This window comes from Olsenella uli (assembly GCF_901212675.1).
GTDB classification, from domain to species: Bacteria; Actinomycetota; Coriobacteriia; order Coriobacteriales; family Atopobiaceae; genus Parolsenella; species Parolsenella uli_B.
In genome coordinates this window covers 36434-54747 of sequence record NZ_CAAKOQ010000036.1, presented here as the reverse complement: position 1 = coordinate 54747, position 18314 = coordinate 36434, and the positions used below count along the sequence as shown (strand labels likewise).

Annotated in this window: 14 protein-coding genes; 11 read left to right on the top strand and 3 right to left on the bottom strand. The window is 67.0% G+C overall.

What is annotated here, in order from left to right:
* The first annotated feature begins 104 nt into the window (after positions 1-104).
* The 3 genes from pheT (at position 105) to EFAMC1_RS04815 (ending at position 4816) form a co-directional block, all read left to right on the top strand.
* Positions 105-2564, top strand: a complete 2460-nt coding sequence (gene pheT / locus EFAMC1_RS04825; RefSeq protein ID WP_154053182.1) for a phenylalanine--tRNA ligase subunit beta — start codon at positions 105-107, stop codon at positions 2562-2564.
* Positions 2565-3157: 593 nt separating this feature from the next.
* Positions 3158-3862 carry a hypothetical protein gene (locus tag EFAMC1_RS04820; RefSeq protein ID WP_261981774.1) on the top strand — a complete coding sequence of 235 codons (705 nt, stop codon included), beginning with the start codon at positions 3158-3160 and terminating at the stop codon, positions 3860-3862.
* Between the two features lie 219 nt (positions 3863-4081).
* Positions 4082-4816, top strand: a complete 735-nt coding sequence (locus EFAMC1_RS04815) for a GntR family transcriptional regulator (RefSeq protein ID WP_154053180.1) — start codon at positions 4082-4084, stop codon at positions 4814-4816.
* Positions 4817-5023: 207 nt separating this feature from the next.
* On the opposite strand, the gene EFAMC1_RS04810 is transcribed toward EFAMC1_RS04815, so the two are convergent.
* From EFAMC1_RS04810 to EFAMC1_RS04800, 3 genes are all read right to left on the bottom strand, one after another.
* Complete coding sequence (locus tag EFAMC1_RS04810; protein ID WP_154053179.1) at positions 5024-5218, bottom strand: hypothetical protein; 195 nt, start codon at positions 5216-5218, stop codon at positions 5024-5026.
* A 41-nt stretch (positions 5219-5259) separates the two neighbouring features.
* Positions 5260-6699, bottom strand: coding sequence for a pyruvate kinase (gene pyk, locus EFAMC1_RS04805; RefSeq protein WP_154053178.1), 1440 nt, complete (start codon positions 6697-6699; stop codon positions 5260-5262).
* Between the two features lie 119 nt (positions 6700-6818).
* Positions 6819-7823, bottom strand: a complete 1005-nt coding sequence (locus tag EFAMC1_RS04800; RefSeq protein WP_154053177.1) for a 2-hydroxyacid dehydrogenase — start codon at positions 7821-7823, stop codon at positions 6819-6821.
* Positions 7824-8262: 439 nt separating this feature from the next.
* On the opposite strand from EFAMC1_RS04800, the gene EFAMC1_RS04795 reads away from it, so the two are divergent.
* From EFAMC1_RS04795 to EFAMC1_RS04760, 8 genes are all read left to right on the top strand, one after another.
* On the top strand, positions 8263-10953 hold the full coding sequence (locus EFAMC1_RS04795) for a cation-translocating P-type ATPase (protein WP_154053176.1): 2691 nt from the start codon (positions 8263-8265) through the stop codon (positions 10951-10953).
* A gap of 476 nt (positions 10954-11429) precedes the next feature.
* Positions 11430-11912 (top strand): MFS transporter, encoded by a 483-nt coding sequence (locus tag EFAMC1_RS04790; RefSeq protein WP_222838648.1) that lies wholly within the window; start codon positions 11430-11432, stop codon positions 11910-11912.
* A gap of 134 nt (positions 11913-12046) precedes the next feature.
* A complete protein-coding gene (locus EFAMC1_RS04785) occupies positions 12047-12184 on the top strand; it encodes a hypothetical protein (RefSeq protein ID WP_187324567.1) in 138 nt (45 codons plus the stop codon).
* A gap of 166 nt (positions 12185-12350) precedes the next feature.
* Positions 12351-13571, top strand: a complete 1221-nt coding sequence (rsgA, locus tag EFAMC1_RS04780; protein WP_154053174.1) for a ribosome small subunit-dependent GTPase A — start codon at positions 12351-12353, stop codon at positions 13569-13571.
* Positions 13572-13931: 360 nt separating this feature from the next.
* The gene (locus EFAMC1_RS04775; RefSeq protein WP_187324566.1) at positions 13932-14765 is read left to right on the top strand and encodes an SAF domain-containing protein; all 834 of its coding nucleotides are present in this window, start codon (positions 13932-13934) and stop codon (positions 14763-14765) included.
* A gap of 2 nt (positions 14766-14767) precedes the next feature.
* A complete protein-coding gene (locus EFAMC1_RS04770) occupies positions 14768-16039 on the top strand; it encodes a P-loop NTPase (RefSeq protein ID WP_154053172.1) in 1272 nt (423 codons plus the stop codon).
* Positions 16036-17409: a CpaF family protein gene (locus EFAMC1_RS04765; protein ID WP_154053171.1), complete on the top strand. Its 1374-nt coding sequence runs from the start codon at positions 16036-16038 to the stop codon at positions 17407-17409. Before EFAMC1_RS04770 ends, EFAMC1_RS04765 begins: the two co-directional genes overlap by 4 nt.
* Entirely contained in the window at positions 17352-18293 is a 942-nt protein-coding gene (locus tag EFAMC1_RS04760) for a type II secretion system F family protein (RefSeq protein ID WP_154053170.1), read from the top strand. The genes EFAMC1_RS04765 and EFAMC1_RS04760 overlap by 58 nt, the downstream gene beginning before the upstream one ends.
* Positions 18294-18314: the final 21 nt, after the last annotated feature.

Genomic DNA, 18314 nt, shown 5'->3' with positions numbered 1-18314 from the left:
GTGTACGCGGCGCCTTGCTTTCGGCACAGCTGTCTCCGCCGGCTGCACCCTCAGAACCGCCGGTCAGCAGTTCTAACGATTCCGCGCAACAGAAAGGCATCCCAATGCGCATCTCATATGAGTGGCTGAGTTCCATGGTGGACCTGCCGGACGACGTGCAGGTGCTCTACCGCGAGCTCATCCGCACCGGCACCGAGGTCGAGACGATCGAGAACGTGGGCGAGCACCTCGACCACGTGGTGGTGGGCCAGGTGCTCTCCAAGGAACCGCACCCCAACTCCGACCACATGTGGCTCTGCAAGGTCTCGGTGGGCGACAAGAACGTCGACGAGGCCGGCAACCCCGCGCCGCTGCAGATCGTCTGCGGCGCCCAGAACTTCAACGAGGGTGACAAGATCGTCGTGGCCATGATCGGCGCGGTGCTGCCCGGCGACGTCAAGATCAAGAAGAGCAAGCTGCGCGGCATCGAGAGTTGCGGCATGAACTGCTCCGAGCGCGAGCTGGGCCTTGGCGGCGACCACTCCGGCATCATGATCCTGCCGGCTGACGCGCCCGTGGGCATGCCGTTCTCGCAGTACCACGGCACGAGCGACGTGGTGCTTGACTGCGAGATCACGCCCAACCGCCCCGACTGCCTCTCGATGGTGGGCATGGCTACCGAGGTGGGCGCCGTCCTCGACGAGGACACACACATCGAGTTGCCGGCCATCGAGCGCGAGGAGGGCCCGCGCTCGGCCGACCTCGTGGACGTGCACATCGACGCTCCCGAGCTCTGCAGCCGCTACGTGGCGCGCGTGGTGCGCGGCGTCAAGATTGGCCCCAGCCCCGAGTGGCTGGCGCGCCGCGTCATCGCCGCCGGCAGCCGTCCCATCAGCAACGTGGTGGACGTCACCAACTACGTGATGTACCTCACGGGCCAGCCCCTGCACGCCTTCGACCTCGGCAAGCTCTCCGAGCGCGACGGCAAGCGCCATATCGTGGTTCGCGCCGCGGGCGACGGCGAGGAGCTCACCACGCTCGACGGCCAGGAGCGCGCGCTCACGTCCGACATGGCCGTCATCACCGACGACGGCGTGCGCCCGGTGGCACTTGCCGGCGTCATGGGCGGTGCCAACTCCGAGATCGACGATGGCACGGTCGACGTGCTGCTCGAGAGCGCCTGCTTCGACAAGAGCCACATCTCGCGCACGAGCCGCAACCTCAACCTCATGAGCGAGGCGTCCATCCGCTTCGAGCGTCAGGTCGACGCCGCCAGCTGCGAGGAGGTCGCCGACATCGCTGCGGCGCTCTTCGAGAGCTGCTGCGGCGCCACCGTGTGCCGCGGCCGCGTGGATGCCTACCCCAAGCCGGTCGAGGCCGCCCGCATCGCGCTGCGCCCGGACCGCGTGCGTGCCGTCTGCGGTACAGACATCGCCGATGCCGACATGACGCACCTGCTCGAGCGCCTTGGCTGCGCCGTGGTGCCGCAGCATGACGGGGTGCTCCAGGTGGTCGCCCCCACGAACCGCCCGGACCTCACCCGCGAGGCCGACCTCATCGAGGAGGTCCTGCGCCTCTGGGGCATGGACCGCGTGACGCCCACCCTGCCCGCCGCCAAGAACCACCACGGCGGCCTCACGGTCGACCAGCAGCGTGCGCACCTCATCGGGGCCACGCTTCGCGCCTGCGGCCTCTCCGAGACGTTCACCTACTGCTTTGCCGAGGACGGCGACCTCAAGCGCGCCAGCATCACCGAGGTCGGCCGCGGCGTGCCCGTGCGCATTATGAACCCGTTGCTCGCCGACCAGAGCGAGATGCGCCGCTCCATCCTGCCGGGGCTCCTTCGCTCGGTGGCCTACAACCTCGACCATGGCGTGTCAAACGTGGCGCTTTACGAGCAGGGTCGCGTGTTCTTTGGCCACGAGCACCGCACGCTTCCCGACGAGCCGCGTTACGTGTGCGGCGTGCTCGCCGGCGCCTGGGGCGAGGACGGCTGGAACGAGAAGCACCACAAGCTCGACTTCTTTGACGCGAAGGGCGTTGTGGAGCGCCTGCTTGCGGCCCTGCGGATCACCAAGGTGCGCTTCAAGCCCACCAAGCCCGAGGAGTACCCGTGGCTGCAGCCGGGCCGTGCCGCCGAGGTCTACGCCGAGGGCGAGCTGCTGGGCTGGGTGGGCAACGTGCACCCCACGTCGCTTGCCAACTTCGGCATCTCCGAGGACGTCATCGCGTTCGAGCTGGCGGAGGTGGCGCTGCTTCGACTGGCACGTCGCGAGCTGCCCTACCAGGACGTGCCCACGCTGCCAGCCATCACGCACGACCTGGCCATTGTCGTTGACGAGGACGTCACCTGCGAGGCGCTCACGCAGCGCATCGAGAGCGCAGGCGGCAAGCTGCTCGAGAGCGCGAGGCTCTTCGACGTCTACCGTGACCCGATTCGCGTGGGCGTGGGTAAGAAGTCGATGGCGTTCGAGCTCACGTATCGCTCCGCCGACCACACGCTCACGAGCGAGGAGGTCGAGCGCGCGCATGACAAGCTCGTCAAGAAGGTGTGCAAGAGTACCGGAGGCGAAGTGAGGGGCTAGGCAAGAGGCTGCTTACGGGGAGTGGACCCCGGGCCTGGTTACACGGAGATGTGTTCGGGCGCTTTGCGCCCTCAATAACATCTCCTTAGTAACCAGGCCCGGGGTCCTTAGCGTTCGCGGCTGCATGTCGCGGGGCTTCTTGTTGGGGACTGGGGCGTTCCGTTGGCTGATGCTGTGCCTCAATTGCTGCGCTTCTTCTAGCAGCCCACACGGATTGACGTATTTGCTGGCTGTAAACGCGTCAATCCGTGGGGGCCGTGACTTTGCTGCCAACAGGCTCCAGGCTTTTGCGTGTTTGCTCGTGGCAAATGCGCAAATCCGTGTGGGCTGTGTTTCTGGCTTGCAGCCCACGCGGATCCGCGCATTTGTTCGCAGCAAACGCGTCAATCCGCGTGAGCTGTTGACGGATGGTCGTGGCGCTTGCGGCTGGTAAGTTTCGTGCAGCTAACCTCGGCGGTCGCGGGTGGTCGTGCTAGCATGGACGCATGCCGAGTTGGAATGTACATACCGCGCATGTGCAGAGGCTCCTGCGAGAGGGGAGCCCTGCTTCGTTTGGCATCCGTGACGTCAATGCCTTTCTCTTTGGCAACTTTGTGCCGGATGTCTACGTGGGCTACATGGTCCAGCACCCCTCGGGTATCCTTCCGTACACGCTCACGCACTTCACCCACGCGGCTCACATCCCCGTGCCGGGCGAGCGCGAGTTCTGGGACACATACGTGGTCCCAACTCGGCCTTTGACCCAGGAGTTTCCCGTTTCGCCAGCAGACGTCACGGTCGAGGAGGGCGTGAGGATTTCCCAGGCGGGCGGACACTTCGCTGTTCCGGCCTCGCCTGAGGCGCACGAGGCGCTGGTGGCAAAGTTGACCAGTCCCGATTATCGGGCCAATGACGTGACGCTGGGAGCCTGGGCACACCTGCTGTGCGACAACGCGTACAACTCCGCCACGAGAGCCTGGCTCAAGACGCACAACGTCGAGCCGGGCGAGACGACGCGCATCCGCAAGCAGGACGACTTCGACAAGTTTGGTCGCACGCTCCCCATCACGCTCATGTGCGAGGTCAGCGAGGCACTTGTCCGCCAGGCGGCGGAGTTTCCCCAGTACGCGATACGCGCGGTCGACGTTCCGGCAACGGTCGAGGTGGCGGATGACATCGTGGTGGACAACCGGATACGCCACATCGAGGGAACGCCCGAGTACAGCCTCTTCACGGAGGACTTCTTCCTCCATGTCTTCGAGCATGCCACCGAGCTCATCTTCGACCGCCTGACGGAGTATGCCAGGCGATTTGCCTAGGCCTTGCGGCCTGTGCCGGGTTAGACGGGCGGCGTGACAGGCTGGCTATGCAGCGCATGTGTCGCCGTTATAGGATGGGTCAAGTTGTCCACTTGCACCGAGTCTAACCCGTACGTTGTGTAAGTGATAGAAGTCGGGCTAAACTAATACGACGTATGGTCAAGTTGGTGGGCAACAAGGGGGATTGCCCGCCGAGCTCTCACACGGCGGGAGAGACACATGTCGGACTTCGAGAAGAAGGACACCTCGCTGCTCTACGTTCAGGTGGCAGATTACGTCCGCGAGAAGATCTACTCCAAGGAGTGGGGCGTCGACGAGCGCATTCCCTCGGAGCATGAGCTCATGGCCATGCTTCACCTTTCGCGCGGAACCGTGCAGAAGGGCATTCGCTCGCTCGTCGAGGAGGGCCTGCTCGTGCAGCAGCGCGGGCGCGGCACCTTCGTCATCCAGCCGGTCATGGCACGTCCCTCGGGCAACCAGCTGCACTCGTTTGCCGAGTCCATGAACGAGCAGGGCATCGAGTTCGTGACCAAGGTGGCCGACAAGCGCATCGAGCGCGCCAACCGCGTGTGTGCCCAGAGCCTCGAGATTGCCGAGGGCTCGCCCTACCTCTACCTCATGCGCGTCCGTCTCGTCGAGGACGAGCCGGTCATGCTCATCGAGAGCCGCATCAACCTCGAGCCCTGCCCTGGTCTCGAGAACGTGGACTTCGAGCACGAGGGCCTCTTCAACGCCGTAGAGCGCACGAGCGGCAAGCGCGTGGGCACGGCCGAGATGACCTACAGCGCCCGCGCCGCCGGCAAGAAGCGCGGCCGCTGGCTGGAGTGCGGCGAGCGCTCGCCCGTGCTCGACCTCGACCAGCTCGTGCGGCTCGAGGACGGCACGCCGGTGGAGTGGGGCAGCGTGTGGCTGCCGGCCAACCGCTGCGTCATCAACTGCATCACCACGCGATAGGCAACGGCTCCGCGGGGCGCCGGCGACTGCGACTTGGCTGTCTGCAGGGTTCTACGTCCCGGCATTGGGAGCCGGTCGTAGTTCTGACGCCGTCCGTCCCTTTCCGTGGCTTTGACGCCATCCGTATCTTCCCGGAATAGCGGCGTCATCCGACCTGTCCTGCTGCAAAGGACGTTTCTGAAAAGGGAATTCTCGAAATTACCCTTTTCAGAAACGTCCTCTGGTTGAAGCCGACTCGGTACCTTTTTCAGAAACGCCGTTTGTCTCAAGACGGCCCAAAACCTTTTTCAGAAACGTCGTTTGTTGGGATACCAAGACAAAGCTCGCCAAGAAGCGAACGGATGCCAGCAAAAAGCGCCCCGACATCGCAGCTGGGACGTCGGGGCGCTTGTAGGTCGGCATGTCCGGCCCTACGGCTGGTGGCCAACCTCTGTGACGCGGCACTAGATCTGCGCGACCATGAGCATGTTGGTGGAGGTCACGTAGTCACCCTGCGACGGCGAGGTCTGCGGGTCACCGCTGGTCAGCACAACCATGTCGCCCTTCTCGGCGAGGTTGTTGTCGCGAGCCATGGTAAGCGCGTTGTTGACGGTCTCGGAAAGCGTGCCCTGGGCAACGCCGTGGAAGACCTCGACGCCCCAGTAGAAGCAGCACTTGCGCACGGTCTCCTCGCTCGGCGAGATGGCGTAGATCGGCAGGCTCGGGCGGAAGTTGGAGATGAGGCGGGCGGTGCGGCCGGTGGCCGTCGGCGTGATGATGCACTTGGCGTTCACGCGGTCGGCGGTGGTGACGGCGGCGAAGCCGATGGAACCGTTCACGTTGCGGACGCCGCCACGGTCGTGGTAGCTGTGGCGCTCGGGCAGGTACTGCTCGGTCTCACGGCAGATGGAGGCCATCATCTTCACGGCCTCGACCGGATACTTGCCGGCAGCGGTCTCGCCGGAGAGCATGACGCAGTCCGTGCCGTCCATGACGGCGTTGGCGACGTCGTTGACCTCGGCGCGCGTCGGACGCGGGTTGCGGATCATGGAGTCAAGCATCTGCGTGGCGGTGATGACGGGCTTGTAGGCCTCGTTGCACTTGCGGATCATTTCCTTCTGCGCGTGCGGCACCTTCTCGGGCGGAATCTCGATGCCCAGGTCGCCACGGGCAACCATGATGCCGGAGGCGTGCTCGAGGATGTCATCGAAGTTCTCGATGCCGAGGGCGCACTCGATCTTCGGGTAGATCGAGACTCTGTCGCGGCCGTGGTCCTTGCAGATTTGGCGAATCTCCTCGACGCCCGCGCCGTCGCGGATGAAGGAGGCGGAGATGGCGTCGATGCCCATCTCGCAGCCGAAGATGATGTCCTCGCGGTCACGGTCGGTCACGGCCGGCAGCGAGATGTCGACGCCCGGGATGTTCACGCCCTTGCGCTCGCCGAGGTCGCCGGAGTTGGCCAGCGTGCAGTAGATGTTCGTGCCCTCGATCTTGTTGACGTCGAACTCGAGCAGACCGTCGTCGATGAGGATGCGGTCGCCCGGCTTGACCTCGTTGGGGAGGTTCTTGAAGTCGAGGGAGAAGCGGTCGTGATTGCCCACGACGCCGTCATCGGTGGTGATGATGGTCTTGTCGCCGGTCTCGAAGTGGACCTTCTCGCCGTTCTCGAGAACGCCGGTGCGGACCTCGGGGCCCTTGGTGTCGAGCAGGATGGCGACGGGCTTGCCGACCTCGGCGGCGACCCTGCGGACGCGCTCGATGCCTGCCTTGTGGTACTCGTGGCTGCCGTGCGAGAAGTTGAAGCGGGCAACGTTCATGCCGGACTCGATGAGCTGGCGAAGGACGCCCTCATCCTCGGTGGACGGACCCATGGTGCAGACAATCTTCGTCCTCTTCGCTTGCATTGATTTCCTTTCCTCACAATGACGGGCGAGCGGCCCCATGCCGCTCTCCTGGCGGACAAACCGTGTCCGCCGCTCCATATACGAAGCGCCGCCCGCGGCCTCGGGCGGCGCGGGTTGGTCTAGCAGACCTGCGAGCGGTCGACGAGTGCGGTGCCCTCGGCGAAGGCGTTGGCGTTGTCGAGCGTGACGCGGGCGATCTGGCTCAGGGCCTCCTTGGTGAAGAACGCCTGGTGGCTGGTCATGACCACGTTGGGGAACGAGCAGAGGCGCGCGGTGACGGAGTCGATGACCTCGCCGGCGTGGTCCTGGTAGACGTTCGGGCCCTCCTCGTCGTAGACGTCGAGGCCGGCGGCGCCGATCTTGTGCGAGAGGATGCCGCGGATGAGGGCCTGCGTGTCGACGAGGCCGCCACGGCTCGTGTTCACGAAGATGACGCCGTCCTTCATCTTGGAGATGGCCTCGTCGTTGATCATGTGACGGCTCTCGTCGTTCAGGAAGGCGTGCAGCGAGATGAGGTCGGAGCGGCGATACAGCTCGTCGTAGTCGACGTACTCGTCAACGACGTGCTCCTCGTCGACCAGCTTCTGGTTGGGGTAGAGGTCGGAGCCGAGGACGTGCATGCCGAAGCCCTTGCAGATGCGGCAGAGGGCGGCGCCGATGCGGCCGGTGCCAATGATGCCGGCGGTCTTGCCGTGCAGCGTCTCGCCCACGAGGCCGGACAGGTCGAAGTCGTTCTCGCGAACGCGGTTGTAGCCCTTGTGGATGCGGCGGTTGGCGCAGAGGGCCAGGCCCATGGCGTGCTCGGCGATGGCCTCGGGCGAGTAGGCCGGGACGCGGGTGACCGTCATGCCGAGGTCCTTGGCGACCGGCACGTTCACCGCGTCGAAGCCGGCGCAGCGCATGAGGACGAGTTTGACCTCGAAGCCGCGGAGAATCTCGAGGGTCATCGCGTTGGCCTCGGCGTTCACGAAGGCGCAGACGGCGTCGTAGCCGCGGGCGAGCGAAGCGGTGACGGGGGTGAGGTTGGTCTCGACGTAGTCGATCTTGACGTTGGGATAGTCCTTCAGCTCGGCGTTGAACGAGTCCTTGTCATAGTCGCGGGCGCCGTAGAACAGGATCTTCATGCGAACTCCTTTGCCTCGATCGCGTTTGCGGCCAACGACGAGCTGCCGTCCCCGGCCAGTCAACTGCCAACCCTGAATTGTAGCCTATGAGAGGCCCGCCAAGGGCCTCCTGCAAAACTATCGTGATTACAAACCCGCAGTTAGATGAGGTTGTGCACGCGAGAGAATACATTTTTACGAGGCCTTGACGAAGCACTTATGCGCTCAAGTGGGGGCCGGGGCGGACGGGGCGTGGCCACCCGCCCCGTCCGCCGTGACCGCTCGCCGTCGGGTTGCACCGTCTGCCGGAGGCCGGCGAGCGTTTCGCCGCGTGCGCTATGATGGAACAGCATTTTTGCCACGCGCGACATGGCAGCCTTGATGGGCCCTTGCCCCTCTCCTGGGGAATTACGATCGGGCATCAATCTGTCGCGCACGAACCCAGGAGGAGAGGGTAGCTTTGAAGCAGTATCTAGAAGAGAAGCAAGCGGTCCTGGACGGGCTGCGCGTCACGGAGGAGGCTGGCCTCAGCGCGAGCGAGGCCGCGAGCCGCCTCGCCAAGCACGGCCCCAACAAGCTCAAGGAGGAGGAGAAGACTCCCCTCTGGATCCGCTTTTTCCAGCAGATGGCCGACCCCATGGTCATCATGCTCATCGTCGCGGCGGCCATCTCGGCCATCACCGGCTTCATCCAGGGCGAGCCCGACTTTGCCGACGTGATCATCATCATGGCCGTCGTCATCATCAACTCGGCGCTCGGCGTGATCCAGGAGGCCAAGAGCGAGGAGGCCCTGGCGGCGCTGCAGGAGATGAGTGCCTCGCAGTCCAAGGTCATCCGCGACGGCAAGCTGGTCATGCTGCACTCGAGCGAGCTCGTCCCCGGCGACGTCATCCTGCTCGAGGCCGGCGACTCCGTGCCGGCGGACTGCCGCATCCTCGAGAGCGCAAGCATGAAGATCGAGGAGGCGGCGCTCACCGGCGAGTCCGTGCCGGTCGAGAAGCACGCCAGCGTCATCTCGCTTGCCGAGGGCTCAGACGACGTGCCGCTGGGAGACCGCAAGAACATGTGCTACATGGGCTCCACCGTGGTCTACGGCCGCGGTCGCGCCGTCGTGGTGGGTACGGGCATGGACACCGAGATGGGCAAGATCGCGGGTGCCCTGGCCGACGCCAAGGAGGAGCTCACGCCGCTGCAGGTGAAGCTCGCCGAGCTCTCGCACATCCTCACCAAGCTCGTCATCGTCATCTGCGTTGTCGTGTTCGCCGTTGACGTCCTGCGTCACGGCGTGGCCGACGTCGCGACCGAGCCCAAGTACCTGCTCGACACCTTCATGGTGGCCGTGTCGCTTGCCGTGGCCGCCATTCCCGAGGGCCTCGTGGCCGTCGTGACCATCGTGCTGTCGCTGGGCGTCACCAAGATGGCCAAGCGCCAGGCCATCGTGCGCAAGCTCTCCGCGGTCGAGACGCTCGGCTGCACGCAGGTCATCTGCTCGGACAAGACGGGTACCCTCACCCAGAACAAGATGACCGTGGTCAAGCACGTGCTGGCCGCGCCCGAGGAGGACTTCCTCGCGGGGATGGCACTGTGCTCCGACGCCACGTGGGACGAGGAGGCCGGCGAGGCCGTGGGCGAGCCCACCGAGTGCGCCCTCGTGAACGACGCCGCCAAGGCGGGCATGACCGGCCTTAACGACGAGCACCCACGCGTGGGCGAGGCGCCCTTCGACTCGGGCCGCAAGATGATGTCGGTCGTGGTGGAGACGCTCGACGGCAAGTTCGAGCAGTACACCAAGGGCGCGCCCGACGTGGTGCTGGGCCTCTGCACCAAGATTTACGAGGATGGCGCCGTGATGCCGCTCACTGACGCGCGCCGCGAGGAGCTCGTGGCCGCCAACAAGGCCATGGCCGACCAGGCGCTGCGCGTGCTTGCCCTCGCCAGCAGGAGCTACGACGCCAAGCCCTCCGACTACTCGTCCGAGGCGCTTGAGTGTGACCTCACGTTCTGCGGCCTCTCCGGCATGATCGACCCCGAGCGCCCCGAGGTGGCTCCCGCCATCAAGGAGGCGCACGATGCCGGCATCCGCACCGTCATGATCACGGGCGACCACATCGACACGGCCGTCGCCATTGCCAAGAACCTCGGCATCGTCAAGGACCGCTCGGAGGCCATCACCGGCGCCGAGCTCGACAAGATGAGCGACGAGGAGCTCGACGCGGCCGTGGGGCGCTACGGCGTGTACGCCCGCGTCCAGCCCGAGCACAAGACGCGCATCGTCGAGGCCTGGAAGTCCAAGGGCAAGATCGTGGCCATGACGGGCGACGGCGTGAACGACGCCCCGTCCATCAAGCGCGCCGACATCGGCGTGGGCATGGGCATCACGGGCACCGATGTCACCAAGAACGTGGCCGACATGGTGCTCGCCGACGACAACTTCGCCACCATCATCGGTGCGTGCGAGGAGGGTCGTCGCATCTACGACAATATCCGCAAGGTGATCCAGTTCCTGCTCTCGGCCAACCTCGCCGAGGTGTTCTCGGTCTTCATCGCCACGCTCATCGGCTTTACGATCTTTCAGCCGGTCCAGCTGCTGTGGGTGAACCTCGTGACGGACTGCTTCCCGGCGCTGGCGCTTGGCATGGAGGATGCCGAGGGCAACGTCATGCAGAGGAAGCCGAGGAACGCCTCCGACGGCGTCTTCGCCGGCCACATGGGCCTCGACTGCATCGTGCAGGGCGTCATCATCACGGTGCTCGTGCTTGCGAGCTTCTTCAGCGGCATCTACATGTTCACCGGCACCATCGACTTTGGCGCGCTTGCCGCGGGCATGGTCTCCGACGTTGACGAGAAGGGCGTCATGATGGCGTTCATCACGCTCAACATGGTCGAGATCTTCCACTGCTTCAACATGCGCAGCCGTCGCCTGTCGCTTTTCCAGATGAAGAAGCAGAACAAGTGGCTGTGGGGTGCCGCAGCGCTGGCCCTCATCCTCACGGTCATCGTCGTCGAGGTCGACCCGCTGGCCATGATGTTCTTTGGCGTGCACCAGCTCGAAGTCGAAGGCATGCTCGTCGCCCTGCTCATCGCGTTCCTCATCATCCCGCTCATCGAGGTGTACAAGCTCATCATGCGTGCGGTGGAGAAGGACGCGTAGGGTTCTCGGCTCTGGGGGCGGGGTGCGTGTCGCCCCAGCTTGCGGGGCATGTCCCTTGCCTGATAGCACGAGCGGCGCCCCGACTGGTCCTGCCAGCCGGGGCGCCTCCTTTTCTGCCGCCCACTGTCTCGCCGAGGCCTTTCTGTGCCGCGCGCCCCTCTCGCGTTGGGACGTGTCCTGTCCCCGGTCCCTCGCCTTGTCCTTAGTGTGTCTTCGGGCCTCATCTATCCTGGCCTCGTTCTTCAGCCTTGCCGCTCACTTCCATCCGTGCCGAGTCCCGGCGTCGTTTTTCAGAATCCTCTCCAAAGCCTCGCCAGCCTCGCGAGAATCCTTACTCACTCTTGTGGGGGTCCAACCTCACACCTCCCAATTTGCTCGGTAAGACAAAGTGAATGCGTTTTTTGCAGCTCTGTCCCGATTCCGGAAAACTGCAAAATGACGGCACGACTCTGCTCGGGAGGGCATTCCGGCCACGCGTGAGGGCTCGGCTTGCCCGCTTTTGCGATGGCCAGGTGCCGTACGGTTCGCTCGCGAGCGTCATGGCGCGCAACGTCCACGACCACGCCGAGTTCGCCTCCGTGCGCCAGACCGGCCTCGTGGCGGCCCAGCTCATCGTGGGAGTCGTGTTCGTCCCCATGATCGTGCTCTTCTCGGGCGCCGGCGTGATGACGCAGAAGGGCTACACGCTCGCGGCGCTCGTCAGGCGCTTCGGCAAGAAGCCCACGTGCGTCGGCTGCTTCTTCGTGGGCGCGGTGGCCGACATCCTGAACTTCCTGCTGCCCGCCAACATCGTGACTTTCATCGTGCTCGTGACCGTCGGCTACGTGTCGCTCTCGATTCCCAACGGCATCTGCCGGAACTTCATGTCGGACGTCATCGACTGCGGCTACTGGCACACGGGCAAGCGCCATGACGGCATCACGTACGCGGCGTACAACTTCTCGCGCAAGTTTGCGTAGTCGCTGGCGGGCGTGATGGCGAGCGGAATCCTGGCTCTCACGGGCTATGCTGCCAACCAGGCACAGGGTGCGGGCACGCTCCTGGGCGTCAAGGGTGCCATGACGCTCTGCCCGGGCGTGACCCTCGTCGTGCGGTGCTCATCCTGTTCTTTGCCTACGACCTCACCGAGGATTGCTTCCATCGCATCTCGGACGACCTCACACACGTGCGATGGGAGCATGGGCTTCTTGACGCGCACGAGCCCGACATGGCGGGCGGTGCCTCGGCGTAGGGACCGGCGGGGAGACATGCAGCTGCGACGGGGGCGCATGACCCGGCGCGGGATGCGGTGTCGCCGCAAATGTGACAAATCATCCGGAAGGGTGTCGCGCCCCATCCGCTATGCTGTGCCTGTTGAAGGTGCCAGGCCCTGTGCCGGCAGGTCGTGAGGGGTGCGCGTGGGCAAGCGTTCGGCAAGGGGTTCCGGCAAGGCGAGGCGTCGTCCCGAGCGGGGCGGCGTCTCGCGCGCGTCCGGGGGTCGGGGGTACCGCGGGCCGGCCAGGGGCGAGGCCGCTGCCAACGTCCTACGCGCGCTCCCGGCGACCGACGAGCTCGAGAACGTGCCCGCCTTCGGCGACCTCAGGGCAGACGAGGTGCAGCTTGCCGCGTTTGCGGAGGCGCGCGGGCGCGTGGCCGAACGTCTGGGCGAGGAGTGCGCCCGCACGCTCGACCTGGGCTGCGTGGTACGGCTCGACCGCGGGTTTCCGCTGGTGGCGTGTGAGGAGCGGACGCTTCGTGCGGAGCACTCCGTCGACTTCGCGAAGGGAGCCGCGGCCGAGGCGGGCATCACGCCCACGGTGGGCGACTGGGTGGCCGTGGCCGTGCCGCCCGACCACGACATGGGTGTCATCGAAGAGGTGCTGCCGCGCCGGAGCGCTTTCGCGCGCTGGCGCGGGGGCAGGCGCGGCGAGTTCCAGACGCTTGCGGCCAACCTCGACGAGGTCATCGTGGTTGCGGCGCTGGGCGAGGGCCAGGTACCGCTCGACCGCATCGCCCGCTCGCTCGTGCTTGTGCGCGACTGCGGGGCAAGCTGTTCGGTGGTGCTCACGAAGGCCGACCGCAAGGCGCGCGGGGGCGACCTCGACGCGGACGTCTCGCGCGTGCGGCGCCTCGTGGGCGAGGACGTGCGCGTGGTGGTGACGTCGTCTGCCGAGGGCGAGGGCATCGACGGCGTGCGCGCCCTGGTGCCGGAGCTCACGGTGGCGATGATTCTGGGCGAGAGCGGGGCAGGCAAGTCGACGCTGCTCAACGCCCTGCTTGGGCAGGATGCCCTGGCCACGGGCGCGGTACGCGAGCGCGACGACATGGGTCGCCACACCACGGTGGCGCGCATGATGGTGAAGGTGCCCGGCGCGGGCGTCATCTGCGACGCCCCCGGGCTCAGGAGCCTGCCGCTCGTGGGGCACGAGCGCGGGCTTGCGCTTGCATTTCCCGAGGTGGCGGATCGTGCGCGGGAGTGCCGCTTCCGCGACTGTACGCATTCGGGCGAGCCAGGGTGTGCCGTGCGCGCCGCGCTGGAGGCGGGCGAGCTCGATGCCGTGCGGACCGGGGCCTACCTTTCGCTTGCGGGCGAGATGCGAGAGAGTGCCCAGGGGCTCGACCCGGACGTGGTGCTGTAGCTGCGGTTGCGGCCATCAGTGCTTCCTTGCCTGTCACGTGGTGCCGTGGGTGTGAGGCATGCTTGCGGGTCATCTGGACCGTTTCCTTCATAAGGCCTTCACAACTCCGCTGATTAGTTTCGTGGCCGGGCGGTTGCGCCATGCATACTCTCTTATCTTTCTTAGTTTTCAACATATCTCTGACCTGCGGTTATATGGATGTTGAAAAGAGTCACTGACCTTTTCTGCAATTTGGACGCGATTCTTGTCGGCGCCGTGTCAGGTCTGTGTCGGCGGGTGCCGGGGTTTCTTCCCGGGCTCGCCCGGCCCCGGGCTGGCGCAGGCGATGATTCCCTCCACGGATGGACGGAGGGAGGACGCGTGAGGCGACGGGCGAGGTTGGCCGCTTCGGCGGCGTGCGGAATCATCGCGGTGCTGCTTGCCGCCGCGCATGCCGACGCGGCGCGAGCCCAGGCACGCGAGGAGCGGGCCGAGGTGCTCGAGCGCTATGGCGGCGAGGTCACGACGCTCGTCGTGGCGCGGCACGAGCTTGCCCGTGGGGATGTGGTGGCCGAGGCAGATGTCGAGGAACGCGAGTGGCTCGCAGACCTCGCTCCCTCCGGGTCCATGACCTCGCTGGGCGACGTCGTGGGGTCGCGCCTCACGTCGCCCGTCGCCTCGGGCTCGCCCCTGACCGGGCTCGACTTCGCGAAGGACGAGGAGACGCTCGAGGTTCCCGAGGGCCGCGTAGCGCTCTCGGTACGTCTTGGCGACCGGTCGGGCATGGCACAGGATGCGGCCGCGGGCACGCGCGTGCTTGCGTATGCGGCAACGGCAGACGGGGTGCGCCTCATCTCGGACGACGTGCAGGTCCTCGGCGTGGGGTCGTCTAGCTCGAGGGCGTCTGACCAGTCGGTGACGTTGGCGGTGCTGCCGGCAGACGTCACGACGGTGCTCGGCGCAGGTTCCGACGGGACCCTCAGGCTTGCCGTGCCCGCGCACGACGTCGACGCGAGCGAGTCCATGACGTCGGCTCCCACGAGCGTCCCCTCGCTTGCGGAGGGCGAGGCAGACATAGGGGCCTCTGCGCGTACGGGCGGAGGCGCGGGCGACGATGCATCGACCGATGACATGGATGTTGGCGAGGCGGATGACGGGGAAGCGCGCGATGTGGCACCGGAGACAGGCGTGGCAGAAGAGCTGGGAGGCGAGTGACGATGGCTGCTTGGGTGGTGTGCGCGGGACAGAGCCAGTCGGCGGCGATCCGCGACTATCTGGTGGGCTGCGACCGCGGGGCTAAGGTGGAGGTCGTGGAAGACCCCATCGAGGCGAGGAAGTCGCTGGCAGGGCGGTTTGCGGGCGCGGGTGTCGTCGTGGGAGAGGGAGCCCACGGTCCCGAGCCGGTGAACCTGGCCGCGGCCATCGCCTCCGACGGCTGGGCGCGCGAGGTGGTCCTTGCGGTGGGGCACGCCTCGGGCTCGCTGAGGTCCCGTGCGAACAGGGCGGGCATCTCGCGCGTCATCACCAGCTCCGATGTCGTGTCGTACCTGCGGCCCCAAAGTCTGGCAATCGTGCGGGGCGGGCCGGCGGGCGGCGGACCCAAGGCGTCTGCGGTGTCGTCCGAGGAGACGCGGGAGAGGGCCGCCACGCCCGTGGAGCGCAGGGACGGCGCGGCGGTGATCGTGTTCGTGTCTGGCCGCGGCGGCGTGGGCAAGAGCACGGTCGCGGCCGTGGCGGGCCATATCGCCGCAGGTTGGGGCATGCGTGTGGCCCTGCTCGACCTCGACCTTGCCTTTGGGAACCTTGCGTCGCTTGCCGGGGCCGAGCGCCCCGGAGACCTCTCGGGCATGGTGAAGTCCGAGCTCGATGCCGGGGCGCTTGGAGAGCATGCCGTGCAGGTGGCGGAGCGCCTGCGCGTGTGGGGTCCCTGCAAGGCTCCCGAGTACGCCGAGACGGTGCAGCCCATCGCCGCGGACCTCGTGGCGCTGCTCACGCACGAGCACGACCTCGTGATCGTTGACACGACGACCAACTGGGGAGACGCCGTTGCGTCTGCCGCCCAGGCGGCTGATCGCCTCGTCATCGTGTCCGACGAGCGACCCGGCGCCATCCCCGCGCTCTCGCGCTGCGGAGGGCTGGCCGTGCGACTGGGCATCGCGCGCACGAGGATCGTACGCCTCATGAACGGCTGTGACGCGCGGCGCAGGGACGAGGCGTTCGTCACCCGCGCCGCTGTGGGTCTCGAGTGCGCTCGCGAGGTCCGCGTGCTCGACGGCGGGGAGGAGGCGGTCGAGCTGCTCTCCGGCGGGCATGCCGCGGAGCTTGCCCGTACGGACAATCCGCTTGCCACCTCGCTTGCGACGGGGCTGGCGCAGCTCCTGCGGGAGCTGGGGTGCCTGCCCGACTCCGAGGAGGCCGCGCGAGCCCTCGAGGGGAGGCGTCGTCCGCGCCACTTCCTTGGCATCAGGCGCGAGGCGAGCTCGGCATGAGCGTCCTTGAGCGCGTCCGCGAGCAGGGCGCCGAGGTCCCGGCGGAGGTGACCCCCGCCGAGGCGGCGCGGGTGCCGACACGCTCGGAGCTGAGGGCCCGCCTCAAGCGAGACCTCGTGGACAGGCTTGGCCTCACCGAGGTGGCCGGCCTCGTCTCGGCCGGGTCGAGCGAGCGGGGGCGCGAGGAGCTCTCTGTGGCGTGCCTGGCCGCGCTCAACGCGGGCGACTACGCGGACGTCCCGGCCATTGAGCACGACCCCATCGTTCGCGAGGTCATCGACGAGATTGTGGGCCTGGGGCCCCTACAGCCCCTGCTTGACGACGACACGGTGAGCGAGGTGATGGTGAACGGCTGCTCGTCGCTCTACTTTGAGCGCGACGGCCACGTGCTGAGCGCCGAGCGCGTGTTTGACTCGTCCGAGCAGATCCTGCTTGCCGTCGACCGCATCCTGGCCCCGCTGGGCAGGCGTCTCGACGACGCCAACCCCATCGTGAACGCGCGCCTCTCCAACGGGTTTCGCGTGAACGCCGTGATAGCGCCCGTTGCCGTGGACGGGCCGGTCGTCACGATCCGCAAGTTTTCCGGTGCGATCAGGACGCTCGAGAGCCTCGTCGGGCTCGGATCGGTGCCGCACTGGTATGCCCGGCTCCTGTCCTGGGCCGTGCGCCTCAGGAGGGACATCGCGGTGGCTGGGGGGACTGGGTCTGGCAAGACCACGCTTCTCAACGCCCTCTCTGCCGAGATTCCCGCGTGCGAGCGCATCGTGACCATCGAGGACTCGGCGGAGCTGCGCTTCGACGAGGACCTGCACGTGGTGCGTCTGGAGGCGAGGGACGCCTCGATCGAGGGGACGGGCGCGGTGACGATCCGAATGCTCGTGACCAACGCGCTTCGCATGCGGCCCGACCGCATCGTGGTGGGCGAGGTGCGCGGCGAGGAGTGCATCGACATGCTCCAGGCGATGAACACGGGGCATGACGGCTCGCTCACGACGCTGCATGCGGGAAGTCCCCTCGAGGCGGTGTCGAGGCTCGTCCTTCTGGCGCGCATCGGCATGGACCTACCGGCGTCGCTCATTGAGGAGCAGGTGGCGACGGCGCTCGACCTCATCGTGATGTCTCGGCGCATGGTGGACGGCTCTCGCGTCATCGCGTCTGCCTGCGAGGTCACGAGGGGAGAAGGCGGCGAGGTGGTGTTGGAGGAGCTCGTCTCGTTCGACGCGGCCAGGCGCACGTGGCGGCTCGAGCGCATGCCGGCGTTTCTGGGCGAGGCCGTGCGGGAGGGCGTCCTCGAGGAGGGGGAGGTGAGGGCATGGGAGCGCTTGTGCTCGCGGGAGTCGGCCTGGCGGGCGGTGCCTGCGCGTGGCTGATGGCGCCGACGCCCGTAACGGGTCCTGCGCCGATGGCGACGCTGGGCGCGCGGCGGGCCGCGCGGGCGCTGGCTGGTTGGCTCGAGGGTCTCGGCCAGACGGGGCTCGTGCGCGTGGCGGGCGAGCTTGACTCGTGGCGCCGTGCGACGAGGGCGGCCATGCTTCTGGAGCCCGTGCGTGCCCTGGGCCTCGACGCGGATGGCGTGCGGGGCCTGTTCTTCTCGTTGTGCGTCGCCGCGCTCGTCCTCGGGCTTCTGGTCGCGAGGTCTGCGATTGGTGCCGTGGCGGGGCTTGGGCTTGTGCTGGCAGGGATAGCCGCATGGGCGTCTGCCCGCGAGCGGGCGTGGGCGGCGGAGCTCTCGCGCCAGGTCCCGGAGACGTTTCGCTCGCTTGCCGGCGCGCTGGCGGCGGGCAGGACGCTCGCGCAGGCCATCAGCTACGTGGGGGCGACGGGCAAGGGGCCGCTCCAGCGCGAGTTCGCACGGGCCTCGCTCAGGGTGTCGTGCGGCATCTCACCCACCGAGGCGCTCTCCGAGCTGGCGGGCAGGACGAAGGCCCCCGGCGTGGCCCTCATGGTCACGGCGCTTGCGGTCTCGGCCCGTACGGGGGCGCCCCTGCAGGGACTGTTCATGCGCTCGGCGCGTCTCGTGGAGCGGCGCTTCGGGCTCGAGCGAGAGCTGGCGGCCAAGACCGCCCAGGTGAGGCTCTCCGCCCGCATCGTGAGCGCGATGCCCGCGCTCATGGTGGCCGCCCTCTCCCTGCTCTCCCCGGACTTCCGCGAGGGGCTCGCGACGCCGGTCGGCGCGGGGTGCGTCTGCGTGGCGGCGGTGCTCGATGCCGTGGCGCTGCTCATCATCAGGCGGCTCATGAGGGGCGTGGTCTGAGTGTGGCGCGTCGTGGGGGCG

Coding starts and splice junctions, on each gene's coding strand:
- EFAMC1_RS04760 (WP_154053170.1), top strand. CDS start 17,352: ATGGGAGCGCTTGTGCTCGCGGGAGTCGGCCTGGCGGGCGGTGCCTGC.
- pheT (WP_154053182.1), top strand. CDS start 105: ATGCGCATCTCATATGAGTGGCTGAGTTCCATGGTGGACCTGCCGGAC.
- pyk (WP_154053178.1), bottom strand. CDS start 6,699: ATGCAAGCGAAGAGGACGAAGATTGTCTGCACCATGGGTCCGTCCACC.
- EFAMC1_RS04810 (WP_154053179.1), bottom strand. CDS start 5,218: ATGCCGACCTACAAGCGCCCCGACGTCCCAGCTGCGATGTCGGGGCGC.
- EFAMC1_RS04765 (WP_154053171.1), top strand. CDS start 16,036: ATGAGCGTCCTTGAGCGCGTCCGCGAGCAGGGCGCCGAGGTCCCGGCG.
- EFAMC1_RS04815 (WP_154053180.1), top strand. CDS start 4,082: ATGTCGGACTTCGAGAAGAAGGACACCTCGCTGCTCTACGTTCAGGTG.
- EFAMC1_RS04800 (WP_154053177.1), bottom strand. CDS start 7,823: ATGAAGATCCTGTTCTACGGCGCCCGCGACTATGACAAGGACTCGTTC.
- EFAMC1_RS04770 (WP_154053172.1), top strand. CDS start 14,768: ATGGCTGCTTGGGTGGTGTGCGCGGGACAGAGCCAGTCGGCGGCGATC.